This is a genomic window from Enterobacter sp. 120016, from assembly GCF_018383635.1.
In the GTDB taxonomy this organism is placed as follows: Bacteria; Pseudomonadota; Gammaproteobacteria; order Enterobacterales; family Enterobacteriaceae; genus Enterobacter; species Enterobacter asburiae_D.
Genome location: NZ_JAHAWC010000008.1, coordinates 163,506 through 186,163 on the forward strand (window position 1 = coordinate 163,506; position 22,658 = coordinate 186,163).

20 protein-coding genes are annotated in these 22,658 nt (G+C 56.7%); 6 read left to right on the forward strand and 14 right to left on the reverse strand.

The window, feature by feature from the left end:
- The first annotated feature begins 42 nt into the window (after nucleotides 1-42).
- Together ulaG and ulaR are read left to right on the forward strand one after the other, a co-directional pair.
- Nucleotides 43-1,107 carry an L-ascorbate 6-phosphate lactonase gene (gene ulaG / locus KIF87_RS13840; protein WP_010427455.1) on the forward strand — a complete coding sequence of 355 codons (1,065 nt, stop codon included), beginning with the start codon at nucleotides 43-45 and terminating at the stop codon, nucleotides 1,105-1,107.
- 110 nt (nucleotides 1,108-1,217) lie between these two features.
- Nucleotides 1,218-1,973 carry an HTH-type transcriptional regulator UlaR gene (ulaR, locus tag KIF87_RS13845; protein WP_032643819.1) on the forward strand — a complete coding sequence of 252 codons (756 nt, stop codon included), beginning with the start codon at nucleotides 1,218-1,220 and terminating at the stop codon, nucleotides 1,971-1,973.
- Here the strand turns inward: ulaR and yjfP are convergent.
- The gene (gene yjfP, locus KIF87_RS13850; protein WP_213329037.1) at nucleotides 1,970-2,692 is read right to left on the reverse strand and encodes an esterase; all 723 of its coding nucleotides are present in this window, start codon (nucleotides 2,690-2,692) and stop codon (nucleotides 1,970-1,972) included. The two genes, ulaR and yjfP, sit on opposite strands and share 4 nt — an antisense overlap.
- Nucleotides 2,693-2,829: 137 nt before the next feature.
- On the opposite strand from yjfP, the gene bsmA reads away from it, so the two are divergent.
- From bsmA to KIF87_RS13865, 3 genes are all read left to right on the forward strand, one after another.
- On the forward strand, nucleotides 2,830-3,159 hold the full coding sequence (bsmA, locus tag KIF87_RS13855; RefSeq protein WP_029740376.1) for a biofilm peroxide resistance protein BsmA: 330 nt from the start codon (nucleotides 2,830-2,832) through the stop codon (nucleotides 3,157-3,159).
- Nucleotides 3,160-3,295: 136 nt separating this feature from the next.
- A complete protein-coding gene (gene yjfN, locus KIF87_RS13860) occupies nucleotides 3,296-3,583 on the forward strand; it encodes a DUF1471 family protease activator YjfN (RefSeq protein ID WP_032665074.1) in 288 nt (95 codons plus the stop codon).
- Nucleotides 3,584-3,755: 172 nt separating this feature from the next.
- On the forward strand, nucleotides 3,756-5,687 hold the full coding sequence (locus tag KIF87_RS13865) for a methyl-accepting chemotaxis protein (RefSeq protein WP_213329038.1): 1,932 nt from the start codon (nucleotides 3,756-3,758) through the stop codon (nucleotides 5,685-5,687).
- On the opposite strand, the gene KIF87_RS13870 is transcribed toward KIF87_RS13865, so the two are convergent.
- On the reverse strand, nucleotides 5,684-7,306 hold the full coding sequence (locus KIF87_RS13870; protein WP_213329039.1) for an isovaleryl-CoA dehydrogenase: 1,623 nt from the start codon (nucleotides 7,304-7,306) through the stop codon (nucleotides 5,684-5,686). The two genes, KIF87_RS13865 and KIF87_RS13870, sit on opposite strands and share 4 nt — an antisense overlap.
- A 193-nt stretch (nucleotides 7,307-7,499) precedes the next feature.
- Here KIF87_RS13870 and KIF87_RS13875 point away from each other — a divergent pair, with 193 nt between their 5' ends.
- Nucleotides 7,500-8,774 (forward strand): MFS transporter, encoded by a 1,275-nt coding sequence (locus KIF87_RS13875; protein ID WP_213329040.1) that lies wholly within the window; start codon nucleotides 7,500-7,502, stop codon nucleotides 8,772-8,774.
- A 90-nt stretch (nucleotides 8,775-8,864) separates the two neighbouring features.
- On the opposite strand, the gene rlmB is transcribed toward KIF87_RS13875, so the two are convergent.
- The 12 genes from rlmB to amiB form a co-directional block, all read right to left on the reverse strand.
- Entirely contained in the window at nucleotides 8,865-9,599 is a 735-nt protein-coding gene (gene rlmB / locus KIF87_RS13880; RefSeq protein WP_010427468.1) for a 23S rRNA (guanosine(2251)-2'-O)-methyltransferase RlmB, read from the reverse strand.
- A 66-nt stretch (nucleotides 9,600-9,665) separates the two neighbouring features.
- Entirely contained in the window at nucleotides 9,666-12,110 is a 2,445-nt protein-coding gene (rnr, locus tag KIF87_RS13885) for a ribonuclease R (protein WP_193940751.1), read from the reverse strand.
- Between the two features lie 38 nt (nucleotides 12,111-12,148).
- Nucleotides 12,149-12,574: a nitric oxide-sensing transcriptional repressor NsrR gene (gene nsrR / locus KIF87_RS13890; protein ID WP_023334253.1), complete on the reverse strand. Its 426-nt coding sequence runs from the start codon at nucleotides 12,572-12,574 to the stop codon at nucleotides 12,149-12,151.
- A gap of 193 nt (nucleotides 12,575-12,767) precedes the next feature.
- On the reverse strand, nucleotides 12,768-14,066 hold the full coding sequence (locus KIF87_RS13895) for an adenylosuccinate synthase (protein ID WP_024907332.1): 1,299 nt from the start codon (nucleotides 14,064-14,066) through the stop codon (nucleotides 12,768-12,770).
- A gap of 104 nt (nucleotides 14,067-14,170) precedes the next feature.
- Complete coding sequence (locus KIF87_RS13900) at nucleotides 14,171-14,368, reverse strand: DUF2065 domain-containing protein (protein ID WP_003855996.1); 198 nt, start codon at nucleotides 14,366-14,368, stop codon at nucleotides 14,171-14,173.
- A 71-nt stretch (nucleotides 14,369-14,439) separates the two neighbouring features.
- Nucleotides 14,440-15,444 carry a protease modulator HflC gene (gene hflC, locus KIF87_RS13905; protein WP_023334250.1) on the reverse strand — a complete coding sequence of 335 codons (1,005 nt, stop codon included), beginning with the start codon at nucleotides 15,442-15,444 and terminating at the stop codon, nucleotides 14,440-14,442.
- Between the two features lie 2 nt (nucleotides 15,445-15,446).
- Nucleotides 15,447-16,706 (reverse strand): FtsH protease activity modulator HflK, encoded by a 1,260-nt coding sequence (gene hflK / locus KIF87_RS13910; RefSeq protein ID WP_213329041.1) that lies wholly within the window; start codon nucleotides 16,704-16,706, stop codon nucleotides 15,447-15,449.
- Between the two features lie 56 nt (nucleotides 16,707-16,762).
- Nucleotides 16,763-18,043 carry a ribosome rescue GTPase HflX gene (hflX, locus tag KIF87_RS13915; RefSeq protein WP_023310136.1) on the reverse strand — a complete coding sequence of 427 codons (1,281 nt, stop codon included), beginning with the start codon at nucleotides 18,041-18,043 and terminating at the stop codon, nucleotides 16,763-16,765.
- A gap of 74 nt (nucleotides 18,044-18,117) precedes the next feature.
- Complete coding sequence (gene hfq, locus KIF87_RS13920) at nucleotides 18,118-18,429, reverse strand: RNA chaperone Hfq (RefSeq protein ID WP_023334248.1); 312 nt, start codon at nucleotides 18,427-18,429, stop codon at nucleotides 18,118-18,120.
- An 85-nt stretch (nucleotides 18,430-18,514) separates the two neighbouring features.
- Complete coding sequence (gene miaA / locus KIF87_RS13925) at nucleotides 18,515-19,465, reverse strand: tRNA (adenosine(37)-N6)-dimethylallyltransferase MiaA (protein ID WP_213329042.1); 951 nt, start codon at nucleotides 19,463-19,465, stop codon at nucleotides 18,515-18,517.
- Nucleotides 19,458-21,302: a DNA mismatch repair endonuclease MutL gene (mutL, locus tag KIF87_RS13930; RefSeq protein ID WP_213329043.1), complete on the reverse strand. Its 1,845-nt coding sequence runs from the start codon at nucleotides 21,300-21,302 to the stop codon at nucleotides 19,458-19,460. The genes miaA and mutL overlap by 8 nt, the downstream gene beginning before the upstream one ends.
- A gap of 9 nt (nucleotides 21,303-21,311) precedes the next feature.
- Complete coding sequence (amiB, locus tag KIF87_RS13935) at nucleotides 21,312-22,652, reverse strand: N-acetylmuramoyl-L-alanine amidase AmiB (RefSeq protein ID WP_159515371.1); 1,341 nt, start codon at nucleotides 22,650-22,652, stop codon at nucleotides 21,312-21,314.
- Nucleotides 22,653-22,658: the final 6 nt, after the last annotated feature.

The window sequence follows — 22,658 nt, forward strand, 5'->3', positions numbered from 1 at the left end:
ATCATTAAATGATTACATTTGATTAAACCAGGAGTCAAAACGATGAGTAAAGTGAACACCATCACCCGTGAGTCATGGATTCTGAGCACCTTCCCGGAGTGGGGCAGCTGGCTGAATGAAGAGATCGAGCAGGAACAGGTTGCTCCTGGCACGTTTGCAATGTGGTGGCTCGGCTGTACCGGTATCTGGCTGAAATCAGAGGGTGGCGCCAATATCTGCGTCGATTTCTGGTGCGGCACCGGCAAGCAGAGCCACGGCAATCCGCTGATGAAAAAAGGCCATCAGATGCAGCGCATGGCGGGCGTAGAAAAACTGCAGCCGAACCTGCGTACCACACCGTTTGTGCTTGATCCGTTTGCCATTCGCCAGATCGACGCCGTCCTTTCCACTCACGATCACAACGATCATATCGACGTGAACGTGGCGGCAGCGGTAATGCAAAACTGCGCGGACGACGTGCCGTTTATTGGGCCACAGACCTGCGTGGATCTCTGGATTGGCTGGGGCGTGCCGAAAGAGCGCTGCATCGTGATGAAGCCTGGCGACGTGGTGAAAATCAAAGATATTGAAATCCATGCGCTGGATGCCTTTGACCGTACCGCATTGATTACCCTGCCAGCCGACCAGAAAGCCGCTGGCGTACTGCCGGACGGCATGGATGAGCGTGCGGTCAACTACCTGTTTAAAACCCCTGGCGGTTCCCTGTACCACAGCGGCGACTCTCACTACTCCAACTATTACGCGAAGCACGGTAACGAGCACCAGATTGACGTGGCGCTCGGCTCCTACGGCGAGAACCCGCGCGGCATTACCGACAAAATGACCAGCGCCGATATGCTGCGTATGGCGGAAGCGCTGAATACCAAAGTGGTTATTCCGTTCCACCACGATATCTGGTCAAACTTCCAGGCAGATCCGCAGGAAATCCGCGTGCTGTGGGAAATGAAAAAAGACCGCCTGAAGTATGGCTTCAAGCCGTTCATCTGGCAGGTCGGCGGCAAGTTCACCTGGCCGCTGGACAAGGACAATCTGGAATATCACTACCCACGTGGTTTCGATGATTGCTTCACCATTGAGCCAGACCTGCCGTTCAAGTCCTTCCTCTGATAGCGCAGCCAAATCGCCAGACGTGAGGTCTGGCGATGTCATATTTCTTTTAGTAATTTCACGCTATTTCAAATATCATCTTTTCAAATCAATTCTTATCGGAATAGCTCATGACGGAAGCGCAACGGCATCAAATTCTCCTGGAACTCCTGGCGCAAACAGGGTTTATCACCGTCGAGAAAGCGATCGAACGTTTAGGGATCTCCCCGGCAACGGCGCGGCGAGACATTAACAAGCTGGATGAAAGCGGCAAGCTGAAAAAGGTCCGCAACGGCGCGGAAGCCATCAGCCAGCAGCGCCCCCGCTGGACGCCGATGAATATTCATCAGGCGCAAAATCATGATGAAAAAGTACGGATCGCCAGAGCCGCTTCGCAACTGGTGAATCCCGGTGAGAGCGTGGTCATCAACTGCGGCTCCACGGCGTTTCTGCTGGGTCGTGAAATGTGCGGCAAGCCGGTGCAAATCATCACCAACTACTTGCCGCTCGCCAACTATCTCATCGATCAGGAGCATGAGAGCGTGGTGATCATGGGCGGCCAGTACAACAAAAGCCAGTCCATCACCCTTAGCCCTCAGGACAGCGAAAACAGTCTCTATGCCGGGCACTGGATGTTTACCAGCGGCAAAGGCCTGACGGCGGATGGCCTGTATAAAACCGATATGCTGACCGCGATGGCGGAGCAAAACATGCTCAACGTTGTGGGCAAGCTCGTTGTGCTGGTCGACAGCAGCAAAGTGGGCGAGCGCGCAGGGATGTTATTCAGCCGTGCCGAACAAATCGACATGGTGATCACCGGCAAAGGCGCCAACCCTGAGATCCTCCAGAAGCTGGAAGATCAGGGGGTGAAAGTCCTGCGCGTCTAAAGATGCTGGCGGAAAAACGCCACCGTGGCGTCGAGCGCCGTTGGCGTGATGCGGTGGCGGACGCCCGGCTCCCACAGACAGGTCAGATTACCGTCCAGTCCTTCATTCATTAACGCCTGCTGAAGACGGAAGGTTCCCTCGGGCGGGACCACATCATCCGCGTCACCGTGCCACAGCAGCAGCGGGCGATCGGCCACGCGCGGCAAAGCCCGGGTCACTTCCCACTCAGCCAGCGTCGCGGTCATTTCCGTTAAATCCTGAGGGGGAAAAAGCGTCTTCGCCAGCGAAGTAAAGTAGCCCGAGCCCATCAGACAGGCGACAGACTTCACTTCTGGATGATGCGTCATAATCCCCAGCGCCGTCATACCGCCCATCGATGCCCCAGCGACAGCCAGACGATTGTCGGCCACCAGCCCTGCCTCATAAAGCGCATCGCGCAGCCCGGCAAACTCGGTCAGGCTCCCGTGCAGAATCTGCCAGAACTGCCCCAGCCGCGCCTGCTCATTGCCCATAAAGCGTGCGCCGTGGTCTGGTGCATCTGGCATTACCACGCGAAAACCCACCTGCGCCAGCGCTACCGCAAAATAACTGTAAACCAGCTTCGATGAGGTAAACCCGTGATAAAAAACCACAACTGGCAGCGGTTTATCACGTTTACCCGCTGGCATCGCGTGTAAAATTTCATGGTCGCCGAGGTGGCGTATTTCAATTTCAATCATTGTCGACCCTGTGCGAATGTATGATTCATAATGTTGAGAACTGGGTTACGCTTTCACGTCATTTTCATTCGAAATATACGTCCCAGATAACACTTCGGGAACATTCCCCCAAAACTAAATTCACAGACAACTACACTATGGCTATCAGGAAACGAGATATGGTTATGCGCAGGTTTGCTGCTTTATTGCTGGTGTTTCTGCTGAGTGGCTGTAGCGCGCTGCAGGGAACGCCGCAACCCGCTCCACCGGTCGCCGATCATCCACAGGAGATTCGTCGTAATCAGACGGAAGGATTACAACGAATGGGCACCATCTCCGCGCTGGTTCGCGGCTCTCCGGATGACGCAGAATCGGCAATAAAAGCACAGGCCGTCGCCGCCAAAGCAGATTATTACGTCATCATTATGATCGACGAAACCATCATAACGGGACAGTGGTATTCACAGGCCATTTTGTACCGGAAATAATGGTTTTCCTTTGAACGAGATTTACACTGCTTTGCGTCCATAGACATTTTCCTGTCCACAATAAACTCCATGCCCGCGTCAATGGAAGGGAGTTTATTTGCGAAGGATTGCCCGGCGGATACCGGATATATGTGAAATGGAGCTGACGATGAAACGAACTCTTGCTTTGACCTCACTGTTGCTCTCAGCAGGCCTGCTGAGCACCACCGCGCAGTCAGCAGAATTCGCCAGTGCTGATTGCGTGACTGGCCTGAATGAAATTGGCCAGATCTCCGTGAATAATATCTCGGGGAGCCCGCAAGACGTTGAACGTGTCGTGGCATTAAAGGCCGATGAGCAGGGTGCTTCATGGTATCGCATCATCCAGATGCAGGAAGATAACCATATCGATCGCTGGCGGGTACAGGCCATTCTCTACGTGTAATCTCCCTCCTGATAAAAGCCACTTATTTTTAGTGGCTTTTCGTTTTTGCAAATTTTTTATCTTATATAAAACCAATTAAGAACAATAAAATAACATTTTGTTACATTAATTCAGTAAACGTAATCCCCGCTCTGCCGTTGAAGAACCATACCTTTTCAATGATGAGCAATTTATGATCAACGTTTTTCGCCGCGCAGGCCTGGGTGCGAAGCTGTCACTGCTTACGGGCGTCAGTGTCGCCACGCTGTTTCTGCTTTTCACTTTTCTGCTCAGCCAAAAAGCCAGCCAGCAGCTTGAAGCCCTTGCGGTAGAAGATCTGCACAATCAGTCCACCGGCATGGTCGACATGGTGCAGATGTTTAACACCAGCCTGAGTGAAGAGGTTGAGAGCTATACCCGTCTGTTCACCACCTTTTTACCGCAGCCCCTGAACATTGATACTTCCCAAACCCAGACGATTAACGGGCTCAGCGTTCCGCTTCTGAAAGGCGGAGAAACCGGGCTGCATGAAAACAACACGCTTTCGGACGAGTTCCTGAACCGTACGGGAGCCATTTCGACGCTGTTTGTACGAAGCGGTAACGACTTTGTTCGCGTAGCCACTTCCCTGCGCAAAGAGAACGGCGAGCGCGCAATGGGTACCGTTCTGGATAACGCCAGCCCGGCCTTTGCCGCCGTCAGCAAAGGTGAAGTCTACCGCGGCCTGGCGCTGCTGTTTGGCAAACGCTACATCACCCAGTACCAGCCCGTGAAAAACGCCGAAGGACAGGTCATTGCGATCGTCTTTGTCGGGGTGGACATCACCCACTCCTGGAACGTCATGCGTGAGAAAATCCTCAACCGCCGGCTGGGCGAGAGCGGTCACTTCTTTGTGCTGGATCGCAGCAACGGAAAAACGCGCGGGCAATACCTGTTCCACGCCAGCGAAGAGGGAAAACTGCCGAAGTGGGACGGCGCGACGCAGCAGCAGCTTCTGAGTGATAAACCCGGCACGCTGGAGCGCGTAAGCGACGACGGCCGCACGCTGAAAATGGCCTATACCCCGCTGCCGGGCTGGAACTGGACTATCGTGGGTGAAGTGGATAAATCGGTGCTGCTCTCAAGCGTCACCGCCATGCGCGATCGCTTCCTGCTGGCCGGCGTGGTCCTATCCATCCTTTTTGCTGGCCTGTTCGTGGTCCTGATTCGCCGCGTGCTGACCCGACCGCTGCGCAATGTGATCCACCTTGCCCGGCAATATGCCGCAGGGGATCTCCGTTCCAGCCTGCCCGTGACGCGCCAGGACGAAGTCGGCCAGCTGATCGATGCCATCAACGGCATCGGCGGCGGCCTGCAAAAAATTGTGCTGCAGGTCCGTGAGGCCGCAGGCGAGATCCATTCAGGCACCAACGCGCTGGCCGCCGACACTGGCGAGATTTCAGAGCAGATCAACAAGCAGGCCAGCAGCGTGGAAGAGACGTCCGCCAGCATGGAGCAGCTGGCCGCCACCGTGCAGCAAAATGCCGCCAATATGGAGCAAACGCAGCAGCTGGTGGGTGAAACCTCGCTTGCGGTTCATCAGGGCGGTGAGACGGTCACCCACGCGGTGTCGACCATGGACGACATTCGCGAAGCGTCAAAACGCATCGAAGACATCACCCGCGTGATCGAGTCCATTGCTTTCCAGACCAATATTCTGGCGCTGAATGCAGCAGTGGAAGCGGCTCGCGCGGGCGAGCACGGTAAAGGATTTGCGGTAGTCGCCCAGGAAGTTCGCGCGCTGGCGGGACGCAGCGCTAACGCGGTGAAGGAGATTGAACAGCTGATCGGCGATACGCTCAGAAAAGTGAGTGAGGGTCATGCGCTGTCTGAACAGACGCGCCTGGCGATGAATGACATCATCATTCATATCGATAACATCAGCCAGCTGGTCACCGAGATTAACCATGCTTCACGCGAGCAGTCCGCCGGGATCGGCCAGGTGAACCTCGCCATGACCCATATTGGCGAAGCGTCGCATATCAATGCCGATCGCATCTCGCGCAGCGAGCAAACGGCTCAAACGCTGCGCGAGAAGGGTTCACACCTGACTCAGTTGGTGAGTCTGTTCCAGCTAAAAGGCTAGCCGACTCTGCCCGTGGCGCGCAGCAGCAGGTCACTTTGCACCTGCTCGCTCATCAGCGTACCGCCACGGGTGTCCAGCATCATGCGGCACCACGCCTGCGCCACCGGCGGCGATGCGTGCCGCAGCATCTGGCTCCCGGTACCGAGCAGGAAAAGCTGCTGCGCGATCTCCCGCCCCTGCGCCTCCTGCGGTTTACGCAGTTTTTGCTGCAGCTGTCGCCAGCTGCGGTCGAAGTGTCTGTCCTGCCCTTTTACCTGCGCAAACTCGTCGGCAAGCAGATCGTGAATACCGGGCTGCTTCGCCAGCACGCGCAGAACGTCCAGGCACATGATATTCCCCGATCCTTCCCATATGCTGTTGACCGGCATCTCACGGTACAGGCGGGGAAGTTCGCTCTCTTCGCAATATCCGATCCCACCCAGCACCTCCATCGCCTCAGCGACAAACGGGATGCCCGCTTTACAGACGCTAAATTTCGCCGCCGGGGTAAACAGCCGCGCCCAGGCGGCCTCTTGCGGATCGGCACGCTTGTCCCACGCCCGGGCCAGGCGGAACAGCAGCGCCGTGTGCCCCTCGAGCACCAGCGCCATCCGGCTTAGCACTTCACGCATTAGCGGCTGGTCGATGAGATTTTTGCCGAAGGTTTGCCGCTGATGGGCATGGTACAGCGCCACCGAGAGCGCCCGACGCATCAGTCCGTGGCTGCCCAGCGCGCAGTCAAAGCGCGTCAGACCGCCCATTTTGAGGATCTGCCGTACCCCTTCGCCCTCTTCCCCCAGCAGCCAGCCGGAGGCATCAAGAAACTCCACCTCGCTGCTGGCGTTGGAGCGGTTCCCGAGCTTGTCCTTGAGACGCTCCAGCCGGACGGCGTTGCGCTGTCCGTCAGGCAAAAAGCGCGGCACAAAAAAGCAGGATAGCCCGCCTTTCGCCTGGGCCAGCACCAGGTGCGCATCGCTTTGCGGGACGGAGAAAAACCATTTATGCCCCACCAGCCGGTAGCTGCCGTCGCTGCATTTTTCCGCTTTGGTGGTGTTGCTGAGCACGTCTGAGCCGCCCTGCTTTTCCGTCATCCCCATGCCGATCAGCAGGCCGCGCTTTTGCGCGCCAGGGGCCAGATGCGGATCGTAGCGATCGCTGAGCAGCGGCGTCAGCCAGTCGTGAAATGATTTGGGGAGCGCCTGCTGCAGCAGCGGCGTGGCGGCAAACGTCATGGTGACAGGGCACAGCGTGCCCGCCTCCACCTGAGCATGAAGCACAAAGCGTGCGGCCCGAGCGACAAACGACCCTTTACGCGCCTCCTCTTCCCACGCCAGATTATGCACGCGGTTGGCGCAGAGTCCCTGCATCAGCAGGTGCCACGCCGGATGAAAACGCACGTCATCCAGCCGCTCGCCGGTGGCGTCATAACGGAGTAGCTCCGGAGGATTAACGTTTGCCAGCCTGCCCAGCTCCAGCGACTCCGCCGTACCCAGTTGCTGACCAATGCTGGCGAGGAGTTCGATATCCCACTCGGCCCCTTCACGCGCGACCGCATCGCGCAGGGCGCAGTCCGAGAGGAAAAGGTTGCTGTTGGAAAGCGGTGCAGGTTGATTGAAAACGGTATGGGTCTGCCAGTGCATGCTGTCTCCCTCCTTCAGTGGCAATGACGATAAGTATGGACAGACCGCGCGCGCGCTGCATGGGAGGGGAGTCACACGTTCACGATCCCGCTGATATCATTCGTGAAATAGCTCACAGAACATAAGAATAAACTATTTCATCACTTCGCTTTTGTTGAATAATTTATTCTTACCCTTTTCAGTGAGGATCGTTATGCAACCGGATGCGCACAAGCGAGCATTAATTGCAGGCTCCATTGGTAACTTTATCGAGTGGTATGAGTTTGCGGTCTACGGTTTTCTGGCGACCGTGATTGCGAAAAACTTCTTCCAGCTTGAAGGAGAAGCGGGGCTTACCAGCCTGATCCTCACCTACGCCTCGTTTGCCATCGCCTTCTTCTTCCGCCCGCTGGGTGCGGTGGTGTTTGGCCGCATCGGCGACCGGATTGGCCGTAAGCCGACGCTAATCATTGTGCTGGTATTGATGACGCTCGCTACCGCCGCCATCGGCGTTGTGCCGGTCTATGCCAGCATCGGGATTGCCGCGCCGCTCATTATTACGCTGCTGCGCATCCTGCAGGGGCTGTTCGCGGGCGGCGAGTACGGCGGTGCGGTCTCGCTGATGACGGAGTTCGCCCCGCGCGGCAAGCGTGGGCTCTATGGCGCGTGGCAGTCCTTTACCGTGGCGCTGGGGCTGTTAGCGGGCGCAGGCATCGTGGCGCTGCTCTCCGCCCTCCTCACGCCTGAAGCCCTGCACGACTGGGGCTGGCGCATTCCTTTCTTCCTGGCACTGCCCATGGGCGTCGTTGCGCTGTGGCTTCGCGTCAGCATGGAGGAGACGCCCAGCTTTGTGCAGCAGCAGGATAAACCGGCTGTCGCTCAGGCGGATACTGCCGCCACGCTCCGGGCCATCGTGATGGGGATTGGGCGCGTAATGGTCTGGTCTGCGGCGGGGTACACCTACCTGGTGATTATGCCGACCTATCTGCAGTCGGCGCTGCACACCGGGTTTAACCTGGCGCTGCTGATAGCGGTGATTTCGAATATTGGTTTTGCACTCACCATCATTCCGTCGGGGATCCTGAGCGACCGGATCGGGCGCCGCACGGTGATGATTATCGCCACCGCGCTGCTGCTTATCCTCGCCCTGCCGCTGCTGAAAATCCTGCAGGCGGAGTCGAGCACGCTGGCGGTGAAGGCTGGCGTGGTACTGATTGCGGGCGGTCTGGTGGGTATGCTGGCGGGGCCGGGTCCGGCAATGCTATCTGAGATGTTCCCGACGCGCGTGCGCTATACGGGGCTGGGGCTGGCCTACTCTTTGTCGAACGCGATTTTCTCGGGATGTGCGGGGCTAATCATTACCGGACTGATTAAGCAGACGGGCAACCTGGATATTCCAGCGTATTACGTGATGGCGACGGCGGTAGTGAGTATTTTCGCGCTGATGACGCTGAGGAAGGATGACCATTTGCGGTCGTTAGAGGAGTGAGTTTGTCACCGTCTGGTGCCCTCACCCCGGCCCTCTCCCACGGGGAGAGGGAGAAAACACTAAAGGCCGTCCTTTGGACGGCCTTGCTGTTTATTCTCCGCGCTGGCGCACCGCTTCAAACAGGCAGATGCCCGTCGCAACGGAAACGTTCAGGGACGACACGCTGCCCGCCATCGGGATGCTAATTAGCTCGTCGCAGTGCTCGCGGGTCAGACGACGCATGCCTTCGCCTTCCGCCCCCATCACCAGCGCCAGACGGCCGGTCATTTTGCTCTGGTACAGAGTATGATCCGCTTCACCGGCGGTACCGACGATCCAGATGTTCTCTTCCTGCAGCAGACGCATGGTGCGCGCCAGGTTGGTCACGCGGATCAGCGGAACGTTTTCCGCCGCGCCGCAGGCCACTTTCTTCGCCGTCGCGTTCAGCTGCGCGGAGCGATCTTTTGGCACGATCACCGCGTGCACGCCCGCCGCATCGGCGCTACGCAGGCACGCGCCGAGGTTATGCGGATCGGTAACGCCATCGAGGATCAGGAAGAACGGGTTATCCAGCTCGGCAATCAGATCCGGCAGATCGTTTTCCTGATACTGACGACCCGGCTTCACGCGGGCAATGATCCCCTGGTGAACCGCACCTTCGCTTTTCTCATCCAGGAACTGGCGGTTCGCCAGCTGGATCACCACGCCCTGCGCTTCCAGCGCGTGGATCAGCGGCATCAGACGCTTATCTTCACGCCCTTTCAGAATAAACACTTCCTGAAAACGCTCCGGTGCGCGCTCGAGAAGGGCCTGCACCGCGTGGATGCCGTAAATCATTTCACTCATTGATGGTTCTCGTAATAAGTATTTCCCCTCCCCCCGTTGGGGAGAGGGTCAGGGTGAGGGGAGAATTTACTCCGCCTGCTTTTTCTTGGCCGCGCGCTTCGCTTTGGTCGCGGCAGCTATTTTCTGCGTTTTCGCGGACGGTTTTTTCGCTGAACGGGCTTCTTTCTTCGCCGCCTTCGGCTTCTGTTTCTTCTCGCCGCGGAACGCGCTGTCCGGCTCGAAGTTTACCTTCTTGCCCGCCTGACGACGTTTACCGCCGCCCGGTTTACCGTTACCGGTTTTTTTTGCCCTTTCACGCTCGGTTTTCCCGACGTTACGCGGCGCGCGCTCGCTGGAGATCAGGCTGAAGTCGATTTTACGGTCGTCCATATTCACGGCTTCGACCTTCACTTCCACGCGGTCGCCCAGACGATAGGTCTGGCCGCCAGATTCGCCAATCAGGCGCTGACCGACCTGGTCAAAGCGATAGTAGTCGTTATCCAGGCTGGAGACGTGCACCAGACCGTCAATGAACAGCTCGTCCAGACGAACAAAGAAACCAAAGCCGGTCACGCTGGCAATCACGCCTTTAAAGACGTTACCCACCTGATCGAGCATGAAGTCACACTTCAGCCAGTCCGCCACGTCGCGGGTTGCCTCATCGGCACGACGTTCGGCCATGGAGCAGTGCTGGCCCAGCTGCAGCATCTCTTCCATCGAATAGTGGTAGCCACCGGTTTCGGTGGTGTTCCCTTTATGGCCCTGCTCCTGCGCCAGCAGATACTTGATCGCACGGTGCAGAGAGAGGTCAGGATAACGACGGATCGGCGAGGTAAAGTGGGCGTAAGACTGCAGCGCCAGGCCGAAGTGTCCCCGGTTTTCCGGATCGTAAATCGCCTGCTTCATAGAGCGCAGCAGCATCGTCTGCAGCATTTCTGCGTCAGGACGATCGCCAATGGACTCCAGCAGCTCGGCGTAATCGCGCGGCTCTGGCTTGTTACCGCCAGGCAGCTCCAGACCCAGTTCAGCCAGCACGGAGCGGAACGCGGTGATGGCTTCCGTCGACGGTTTATCGTGAATACGGAACAGCGCAGGCTCTTTGGCTTTCTCGACGAATCGTGCCGCCGAGATATTCGCCAGAATCATACACTCTTCAATTAGCTTGTGCGCATCGTTACGCTGGGTCTGCTCGATACGCTCAATGCGGCGTTCTGCGTTGAAAATGAATTTCGCTTCTTCACTCTCAAACGAGATCCCGCCGCGCTCTTCGCGCGCCTGATCCAGCGTTTTGTAGAGGTTATGCAGCTCTTCGATGTGTTTGACCAGCGGCGCGTACTGTTCGCGCAGATCCTGGTCGCCCTGCAGCATATGCCAGACCTTGGTATAGGTCAGACGCGCGTGCGAGCTCATCACCGCTTCGTAGAACTTGTAGCCGGTTAAGCGCCCTTTGGTGGAGATGGTCATCTCGCAAACCATACAGAGGCGGTCAACCTGCGGGTTCAGGGAGCACAGGCCGTTAGACAGCACTTCCGGCAGCATCGGCACGACCTGCGACGGGAAGTAGACCGAGGTACCGCGGCTGCGCGCTTCGTTATCCAGCGGGGTGTGCGGACGAACATAGTAGCTTACGTCTGCAATAGCGACCCACAGGCGCCAGCCGCCGCCGCGTTTTTTCTCGCAGTAGACGGCGTCATCGAAGTCGCGGGCATCTTCACCGTCGATAGTGACCAGCGGCAAATCGCGCAGATCCACGCGGCCCACCTTGGACTCTTCCGGCACTTCTTCGCGCAGGCTTTCGATCTGATCTTCAACCGCTTTCGGCCAGACGTAGGGGATCTCATGGGTGCGCAGCGCCATATCAACGGCCATGGTTGTGCCCATGTTGTCGCCAAGCACTTCAACGATTTTACCTACCGCTTTGGTGCGACGGGTTGGGCGCTGGGTGAGTTCCACCACCACCACAAAGCCCATGCGGGCACCCATCACCTCTTCAGGTGGGATCAGAATGTCGAAGCTCAGACGGCTGTCGTCCGGCACCACGAAGCCCACGCCCGCGTCGGTAAAGTAGCGGCCGACGATCTGGCTGGTTTTTGGCACCAGAACGCGTACCACGCGCGCTTCGCGGCGGCCTTTACGGTCCGCGCCCAGCGGCTGCGCCAGGATCTGGTCGCCGTGGATGCACATTTTCATCTGTTCAGATGAGAGGTACAGATCGTCTTTACGGCCTTCCACGCGCAGGAAGCCAAAGCCATCGCGGTGACCAATGACGGTCCCTTTCAGCAGATCGAGGCGTTCTGGCAGCGCGTAGCACTGGCGGCGGGTAAAGACCAGCTGCCCGTCACGCTCCATCGCGCGCAGGCGGCGGCGAAGGGCTTCAATTTGCTCTTCACCTTCAATGTTTAATTCAACGGCAAGTTCTTCACGATTGGCGGGTTTTTCGCGTTTTGTTAAGTGTTCAATGATGAACTCGCGGCTGGGAATAGGATTCGCGTATTTTTCAGCTTCGCGTTCCTGGAAAGGATCATGTGACATGTCGGTTCCTCCGTTGTCAGCTCCGGTGGAAATTTTCTTCATTCCACCAGCAATAATTTATAAAGCGGTTGATTCTCTTCAACCAAATCGGCCAGCGTGTAGTTATCCAGTTCCATGAGAAAACTTTGCACGGCCTTTGAAAGCGCCTTTTTCAGGCGGCAAGCGGGCGTGATGTGGCAGAACTCGCTGCTGCAGTTCACCAGAGACAGCGGCTCCAGTTCACGTACCACATCGCCCACACGAATACTCTGTGCCGGTTTACCGAGACGGATCCCACCATTCTTCCCGCGGACGGCAGCAACGTATCCGGCACGACTAAGTTGATTGATTATTTTGACCATATGATTACGGGATACGCCGTAAACCTCCGTGACTTCAGAGATACTGGTCATCTTCCCCTCAGGTAACGACGCCATGTAAATCAGCGCACGTAAGCCGTAATCGGTGAAACTTGTTAACTGCACATCAACCTCAGGAAAAAAGGGAAAACGCGGTCAAACCGCAGAGATATTCATTAATGATGATAAACCAGCCAGATAGTTAGCGGCTAATTTATTTGACAGACGGGGCGAAAAAGCGGAGATCCAGGAGCGTTCGCCGGATGGCGCTACGCTTATCCGGCCTACGGGTCACCCCGCAGGCCAGCATTCACGAAGATTATGCGTCGAACGGGTCGCGCAGGATCATCGTTTCAGTACGATCCGGGCCGGTAGAAATAATATCGATCGGCACTTCGGTCAGTTCTTCAATACGCTTGATGTAATCCAGCGCCGCCTGCGGCAGGCCGCTACGCTCTTTCACACCGAAAGTGGTCTCAGACCAGCCCGGCATGGTTTCGTAGATTGGCTCAATGCCTTCCCAGTCGTCAGCAGCCAGCGGAGTGGTGGTCACTTCGCGGCCATCTGGCATACGGTAGCCTACGCAGATTTTCACTTCTTTCAGGCCGTCCAGTACGTCCAGCTTGGTCAGGCAGAAGCCAGACAGGGAGTTGATCTGCACTGCACGACGCACTGCAACCGCATCCAGCCAGCCGGTACGACGACGACGACCGGTGGTCGCGCCAAACTCGTTACCCTGCTTGCACAGGAACTCGCCGGTTTCATCAAACAGCTCGGTCGGGAATGGACCCGCACCCACGCGAGTGGAGTACGCTTTGATGATGCCCAGAACGTAATCCACATAACGTGGACCCAGGCCAGATCCGGTCGCCACGCCACCTGCAGTGGTGTTAGAGGAGGTAACGTACGGATAGGTACCGTGGTCGATGTCCAGCAGCGTACCCTGCGCACCTTCGAACATGACGAAATCGCCACGCTTGCGCGCCTGGTCCAGCAGATCGGACACATCAACAACCATACCGGTCAGAATGTCAGCGATCGCCATGACGTCATCCAGCACTTTCTGGTAGTCAACAGCGTCAGCTTTGTAGAAGTTCACCAGCTGGAAGTTGTGATATTCCATCACTTCTTTCAGTTTTTCAGCGAAGGTTGCTTTGTCGAAGAGGTCGCCCACGCGCAGACCGCGACGTGCAACTTTATCTTCATAAGCCGGGCCGATACCACGACCGGTGGTACCGATCGCTTTCGCACCGCGCGCTTTTTCACGCGCTACGTCCAGCGCCACGTGATAATCCAGGATCAGCGGGCAGGCTTCGGAGAGCAGCAGACGCTCACGAACAGGGATACCACGGTCTTCCAGACCTTTCATCTCTTTCATCAGCGCAGCAGGAGACAGCACAACGCCGTTACCGATGATGCTGGTGACGTTATCACGAAGAATGCCTGATGGAATAAGATGGAGGACGGTTTTTTCACCGTTGATTACGAGAGTATGGCCTGCGTTGTGACCGCCCTGGTAGCGTACAACATATTTAGCCCGTTCAGTCAGAAGATCAACAATCTTCCCTTTACCTTCGTCACCCCATTGGGTGCCCAGTACGACGACGTTGTTACCCATTTTTTTCAAAATCACCGTTTGCTTAAAAATGGATTCTACCATCGCTTTTTCAGATATACAGCACTTTTTGACCTCAAAATACGCCGATTGCGCCTACTTTTTGATCAGCCAATCGTTTTCCTCAACATGTAGTAGATCACGATGCCCGCAACCACAAGACCTCCGCCAAAACGACGCAAAATATTATCCGGCAGTTGGCTCATCGTGGCGATCATTCGACGCCAGGCGCGCGGATAAAGCATCGGTCCAAGACCTTCCAGCACCAGGACCAAAGCCAGTGCGAGCCAGATCGTTGAATTCATTTTTATTCCTTATAAAAGAAAACCACCGCTCCGTTGAGAGCGGTGGTTTGAATACTCAAACGAGCCTGAGTTTATCGCGTTGCGTTAGTCGGCGTCTTCATATAACGGAAGAAATCGCTGTCCGGGCTGAGCACCATCACATCCTGGTTGCTCTGGAAGCTATTCTCGTAAGCACGCAGGCTACGGATAAAGGCGTAGAAGTCAGGATCCTGGCTGAAGGCATCCGCGAACAGCTTCGCCGCTTCGGCATCGCCTTCACCGCGCAGGATACGGCCCTGGCGCTCAGATTCCGCCAGCGTCTTGGTGACTTCATAGTCCGCTGCTGCACGCAGCTTCTCAGCCTCTTCCTGGCCCTGTGAACGGTGACGACGGGCTACCGCTTCACGCTCGGCGCGCATACGGTTGTAAATCGCCTCGGACACTTCTACTGGCAGGTTGATCTGCTTGATACGCACGTCAACCACTTCGATACCCAGCGCAGCCATACTGTTCGGGTTGATCACCGGCACTTTACCGTTGGTCTCCGCCTGAACGCGTTCCGCCGCTTTGGCAATCGCATCATCTGCTGCCGGCGTTGAAACTTCATCTTCCGTGCCCGCGGTACCGGAGTTCAGCGCATCGCGAACTTCCAGGGTCAGACGACCGCGGGAGTCGGTCACGATGTCTTTCACATCCAGACGACCAATCTCGGAACGCAGACGGTCAGAGAACTTACGTTTCAGCAGCACTTCTGCCTGAGAAACATCACCGCCGCCCGTTGCCAGGAAGTAGCGGCTGAAGTCGCTGATGCGCCATTTGATATAGGAATCAACGATCAGGTCTTTCTTCTCTTTGGTCACGAAACGGTCGGCCTGGTTATCCATGGTCTGGATACGCGCATCAAGCGTTTTCACTGACTGAATGAACGGCACCTTGAAGTGCAGGCCCGGCTCATAAATCACCGGACGTTTGTCGCCATCACGCACGACGCTGCTGAACTGGAACTTAATCCCACGCTCGCCTTCTTTCACCACAAAGATCGAGGTATAAAGCGCGACCAGTACGATGACGATGATCGCAATAACTGACTTACGCATCCTTATTCCCCCTGACGCTGGTAGTCGTTACGCTGCGCGTTAGCACGGCGTTGGTCCATAATGTCACCATCGTTCGAAGAAGGCGTTGTGTTCGTGCTGGCGCTGCCTGATGAGGCTGGCGGCAGACGCAGCAGGTTGTTCGCGCCGCTGGTGTCGCCTTTCGCTGCTGGCGCAGCACTGCCTTTCAGCATCTGATCCAGCGGCAGAACCATCAGGTTTCCGCCTTTACTGTCGTTAACCAACACTTTGCGGGTGTGGCTCAGCACTTTTTCCATGGTCTCGATATAGAGACGCTCACGGGTAATTTCAGGTGCCGCTTTATATTCCGGTAGGATCTTCGCAAAGCGAGCCACTTCACCCTGAGCTTCCAGGATGGTCTGCGTCTTATACGCGCGCGCTTCTTCCAGAATACGCTGCGCCTGACCGTTAGCGCGTGGCTGAACTTCGTTGGTGTACGCTTCTGCCTCACGGATGTACTGCTGTTCGTTTTCACGGGCAGCAATCGCATCGTCAAATGCGGCTTTCACCTCTTCCGGCGGACGCGCAGCCTGGAAGTTGACGTCCAGCAGGGTGATACCCATGTTGTACGGACGAATGGTCTCTTCCAGCTCGCGCTGGGTATCGCTACGAATAACGGTACGACCTTCGGTCAGGATACGGTCCATGGTGTATTTACCGATCACACCGCGCAGGGCGCTGTCGGTCGCCTGACGCAGGCTATCATCGGCGCTGGTCACGCTAAACAGATAACGCTCAGGATCGGTCACGCGGTACTGCACGTTCATCTCAACGCGCACCACGTTTTCGTCAGAGGTCAGCATCACGCCAGAGGCGGCCAGTTCACGGACGGATTCCACGTTTACCGCGGTCACGTCGTCAATGAAGGTCGGCTTCCAGTTCAGACCCGGCTCAACCAGATGGCTGAACTTACCGAAACGGGTGACCACGCCGCGTTCTGCTTCTTTAATGGTGTAGAACCCGCTGGCTGCCCAGATGATGACTACCGCAGCGGCCACGATGCCCACTACGCGGCCACCCATTGGCGGGCGCGAACTCTGAGTGGAATTGCCACCCGAGCCAGAACCTTTTCCTCCGCCAAGGCCACCAAGCTTCTTGCTCAGTTTGCGGAAGATATCATCCAGATCCGGCGGCCCCTGCTCGCGACCACCTTTGTTGCCATTTCCCTCAGAGTTGCCGCCAGGTTTGCTGCTTCCCCACGGGTCGCGGTCTTGTCCGTTATTACCGGGCTGATTCCACGCCATGTATATGCTCCATATTTGTTATGCAAGGGCGAATTATTCAGGCATCCCCTTTCTGATCAGACGATATAGTCGACCAGCGCAGGTTCTTGTTTACAGAGGCGACGCCAGTCAACGATCGGCATACGCACCTGCATCCCCACGCTGCCGTCATCCTCCATCCACTCTTTTTCTATCGCCTGAAGCTGATAAAACCGGCTGCGCAGCCTGCCTTCCTGTGGCGGCAGTCGCAGCGTGTGCTGAGCTACCTCACCGGAAAGACGTTCTGTCAAAGCCTGGAAAAGCAGTGGCACACCAATACCGGTCTGTGCAGAAAGCCAGACCCGAATCGGTTTGTTTTCTTCATCTCTGTCGATACGCGGTTCGAAATCGTCCAGCATATCGATCTTGTTCATGACCAACAGCGTTGGGATCTCATGGGCGTCGATCTCTTCGAGGACCACGTTCACCGCGTCGATATTCTCCTGCACCCGCACGTCTGCCGCATCAATCACGTGCAGCAGCAGAGTCGCCTGCCGCGTCTCCTGCAGGGTGGCTTTAAACGCCGCCACCAGGTCATGCGGCAGATGGCGAATAAACCCTACGGTATCCGCCAGCACCGTTTCACCGACGTCTGCAACGTCAATACGGCGCAGCGTAGGATCCAGGGTCGCAAACAGCTGGTCTGCGGCATAAACCTGGGCCTCGGTTATCTGGTTAAACAGGGTGGATTTACCGGCGTTGGTATAGCCCACCAGCGACACCGTCGGGATGTCGGCTTTCGTTCGCGCCCGACGTCCCTGTTCACGCTGTTTCTCTACACGTTCCAGACGTGAGAGGATCTGGGTAATTCGGCCACGCAGCAAACGACGGTCGGTTTCGAGCTGGGTTTCACCCGGGCCGCGCAAACCAATCCCGCCTTTTTGTCTTTCAAGGTGTGTCCAGCCACGCACCAGACGCGTTGCCAGATGGCGCAGCTGCGCCAGCTCAACCTGCAGTTTCCCTTCGTGGGTACGTGCACGCTGAGCAAAAATATCTAAAATCAAACCCGTGCGATCGATAACACGGCATTCGCAAAGGGCTTCCAGGTTGCGCTCCTGGGCTGGAGACAGCGCATGATCAAACAACACAACTGACGCGCCGGTTGCTTTTACGGCATCCGCAATTTCGACTGCTTTACCTTCACCAACAAAATACTTTGGGTGCGGCGCTTTACGGCTACCGGTAATCACCTGCATTGCTTCGACACCGGCGGAAGAGACCAGAGATTCAAACTCCTGGAGGTCTTCCATATCTTTGTCTTGCGAAAAATAGATGTGTACCAGCACCGCCTGCTCACCGGCATCATAACGGTCAAACAAGCGTAAACCTCTCTAAAAAGATCAGCGGGGAACGCAGGATCCCTGGCTCCCCGTGTGGATAACAGTGCGAAACCTTATTCGGTTTCGTCGCTGTCCTGCGCCGGCGTTGAAGAACCCTGCGCGCTGCTGCCATGATGGTAGTTACTACCAGTGCCGCCGCCAGCGTTATTGCTGTGATGAGATACCGGACGGGACGGAACAACAGTAGAAATAGCGTGCTTGTAGACCATCTGACTGACCGTGTTTTTCAACAGAATCACAAACTGATCGAAAGACTCAATCTGACCTTGCAGCTTAATACCATTCACCAAATAAATAGAAACTGGAACACGTTCCCGACGCAATGCGTTCAGGAACGGATCTTGTAAAGATTGCCCCTTAGCCATTCTATCTTTTCCTTATATGCTTGTTTTGTACTTAGAACCTTGCGATTCTGAAAAATTGCGCACGATACGTCTCAATTGTACACATTCAGTGAGCGATATCACCAACAACCTCAATCACTTCGTTTAACGCCTGTTGTGGTTTTTCACTGTCTAACCAGTGAACGCCGTCCCAACCGCGCAACCAGGTGATCTGGCGCTTCGCTAACTGTCTCGTGGCGCAAACACCTCTATAAACCATTTCATCGTATGAAATCTCACCTTCAAGATACGACCACATCTGGCGGTATCCCACACAACGAATGGAAGGCATGTCCGTATGCAAATCTCCACGGGCAAATAGCGCCCGCACTTCTGCTTCAAAATCTGAAGCTAACATCTGATGAAAACGCTGCTCAATTCGCTGATGGAGCAGTTCACGGCTCGCCGGGGCGATGGCGAACTGATGCACCTGATACGGCAGAGCCTCTCCTGACGTTTGCGTCAGTTCCGTTAAAGTTTTACCCGAAATGAAAAAAACTTCCAGTGCCCGGGAAAGCCTTTGCGGATCATTTGGATGGATCCGTGCTGCCGCAACCGGGTCAATCTCCGCCAGTTGCTGATGCAAAACGTCCCAACCCTGCTCTGCCGCCTGCTGCTCAATTTTCGCTCTTACTTCCGGATCCGCGGATGGCAGAGGTGACAACCCCTCCAGCAACGCCTTGAAATAGAGCATAGTTCCGCCAACCAACAGCGGTATACGTCCCGCCGCCGTTATCTCGGCCATCTCGGCTAAGGCATCCCGGCGGAAATCCGCTGCGGAGTACGCCTGAGCCGGGTCGAGAATATCCAGCAAACGGTGCGGTGCCGCACGCAGCTCTTCTGCGTCAGGCTTCGCCGTGCCGATGTCCATCCCTCGGTAGATGAGGGCGGAGTCGACGCTAATCAACTCTACAGGCAAAACTTTACGCAACTCAATGGCTAGCGCCGTTTTGCCGGAGGCCGTTGGGCCCATTAAAAAAATTGCCTTAGGCAGGCTCGCCTTACTTGCGTCAATCATGTTTCAGGGCGTTCATCGCCGTTTGTAAATCAACAGGTTGTAATAACCCACCCGGCGGCGTTTTCACCAGATGCGGACAGAGGCGTTCCACCTCCGCCAACACGCTAATGGCCTGTGCCATACTCCACGGCGCGTGTTCGCTTGCCAGATGGCGGGCGATCCACTGCGCGGTGTTGGCGGCATCAAACGATGTTTGCTGCGCCAGGTAGCCTATCAGTTCAGGAATCAAGTTTTGTAAATTTTGTTGGCGTAAGGGTAAAGGCACTGCACGAATTGTCACATGTTGTGGTTCGAGCACAGTTTCAATACCCATTTGCGCCAGCTGCGGCTCGGCGCGCTGCAATACCCTTGTTTCCTCAGGGGATATTTTCAGGCGAACCGGAATTAACAACGGCTGCGCGCAGGCTGCATTTTCACCTGGCGTGAGCTGCACCTGCTTGAGCCAGCGTTCGGCGACCGGCAGTGCCAGAAGCATCAATTTGCCGTCACGCTCAAGCAGTGCCATATCCGGCGCAATAATCGTCAGCACCCGGCCAAAACTCTGGCTATGGCCGTCCAGAGAAGGCTGAGCGGCCTGAATGTGCTCTTTACGCTCCACGGCTGGCGTTTCCAGCAGCTTGCGGTACAGCGCGCCCTGCTGCTTCTGATAGCCAGGCTGGGCATTCGGGTAGTTCGCGCCCGTTGGACGCGGTGCGCTCCCTGCCGGGGAGAAACGCGGGGCTTCCGGTTCACGCGCGACGGCAGGCTCCGCAAAATGGTTGCGGCCTGCCGCGACACGGTTTTCTGGCAGCGGACGCGGTGCAGGGGCGTCGTTCTCCAGCGGCAGCGTTGGCTCTGCCTGCTGCTGCAACACGGTGGCCACGCCCTGATAAATAAAGTCGTGAACCAGACGCGACTGGTGGAACCGCACCTCATGCTTGGCGGGATGGACGTTCACATCCACCTGATGGGGGTCGATTTCCAGATAAAGGACGAAAGCAGGCTGCTGATCGGCCCCGAGTTTGTCTTCGCAGGCCTGGCGAATCGCGTGATTGATGAGACGATCGCGCATCATGCGGCCGTTTACGTAGCAATACTGGATCTCCGCAAACGCAGCACTGCTCGCGTTTGGATCGGCAACCCAGCCGCGTAAAGCCAGATCGCCGTGCTGCCACTCAATGGCCAGCGCCTGTTCCAGAAACGGCGTACCGCAGATCGCCCCCAAACGGCGCTCTTTCTGTCCCCCTTCTGCCACCGCGCGATACTGGCGCATCACCTTGCCGTTGTGGCTGAGGTTGATGGTGACATCGAAGCGGGCCAGCGCGATACGGCGAATGATCTCGTCGATATGGCCGAACTCGGTCTTCTCGGTACGCATAAACTTGCGTCGGGCGGGGGTGTTGTAGAACAGATCCAGGACTTCCAGCGTCGTGCCAACAGGGTGCGCTGCGGGTTTAACCGTCACATCCATATCGCGCCCTTCGGCGTAAGCCTGCCAGGCTTCCTGCTGTTCAGCGGTACGGGAGGTCAGCGTTAAGCGCGAAACCGAGCTGATACTGGCCAGCGCTTCACCGCGAAAACCAAGGCTAATAATCGCTTCCAGGTCATCCAGAGAGGCTATTTTACTGGTGGCGTGACGGGCCAGCGCCAGCGCCAGCTCGTCTTTTTTGATGCCACAGCCGTTGTCGCGAATGCGGATAAGCTTCGCGCCACCGCGTTCGATATCAATATCGATGCGGGTTGCGCCCGCATCGAGGCTGTTTTCCACCAGCTCCTTCACCACCGACGCAGGGCGTTCCACCACCTCACCGGCGGCGATTTGGTTCGCGAGCTGCGGCGGTAGAACCTGAATCGGCATGAATTCTCCTTAGTTGGTCGCGGTCATCTCACCCGGTAGCGCTGCACTGGCCGTCTGGGCAGCGCCGCTCTGCGGCGCGGACTGCAGCGGATGGGCATCAAAATATTTACGCAGACCGTTATAAATCGCTTCGGCAATTTGCTGCTGGTAGCTGTCGCTTCCCAACAGACGCTCTTCACCGTTGTTACTGATAAAGCCCGTCTCTACAAGGATGGACGGGATATCCGGCGAGCGCAGAACGCCGAGGCTGGCATGTTCCGGACGACGCTTATGCAGCACGCCAACGCTTTGCAGCTGGTTCAATACGTTAGTGGCGACATCATACCCGACGCGCTGAGAATGACCGAACTGTAAATCCAGCACCGCCTGGCTGAGGTACGGATCGGACTGGCTGTTCGCCAGCACGTCGCCCGCGCCGCCTAACAGTTCAGACTGCTTCTCATGCTCTTCCAGCCAGTTGGCCATTTCGCTGTTAGCGCGACGGTTCGACAGCACCCAAACCGAGGCGCCGGTGGCGCTACGATTCGGTGCGGCGTCCGCATGAATGGAGACCAGGAAGTTCGCGTTTTGCTTACGCGCCACATCCGAGCGTCCCATTACGGAGATAAAGTAATCCCCGTCGCGGGTCAACACGCCTTTAAACATAGGGTCGTCATTGAGTAGCGAACGCAGCTTACGTGCGATAGCGATAGTCACGTTTTTTTCTCGCGTGCCGCCAGGGCCAATCGCCCCCGGATCTTCCCCGCCGTGGCCCGCATCAATGGCGATAATCACTTTGTCACCGCTGACCGTCGCGCGTCGCGCGCTGGCCGCCGGACGCGTCACCGTATTGCTGCTGGTTGCCGCAGTAATGCGGTCGTTCTGCGATTTAAACGGATTACGCGCAGGTTCAGAAGGACGCGGCGTATATACCGGTTCTTCCACGCGCTTCGCTACGACCGGCGGCGGTGGAGGCGGTGGCGGTGCGTCGGCATTGATGGTAAAGACCACCGTATAGTTCGCCCCGTTTTGCTGCTTCACCGCCTTCGTTTTGCCCTTTTCGGTCAGATCGACCACCAGGCGTAACGACTGGCTATCCTGCGGCGTTCCCGAACGGATACTTTTCACCAGGTTGTTACCGCTGAACCGCAGCGGTAGCCCCTGGATCACGCCAGTCTGCTTAATATCCAGCGCCACGCTGTGGCTGTCTGGCTGTGAAAACGCATATTCAGGATCGCCCATAAAGCTGAACGTGATACGGGCCTGGCTTTCGCCGTTTGATACCTGAATATCTGAGAGGTTTGCCGCCCCGGCCTGCGCGCACAGCAGCACGGTGGCAGCCAACAACCAACCTTTAACGCGATTTATCATCCCGTC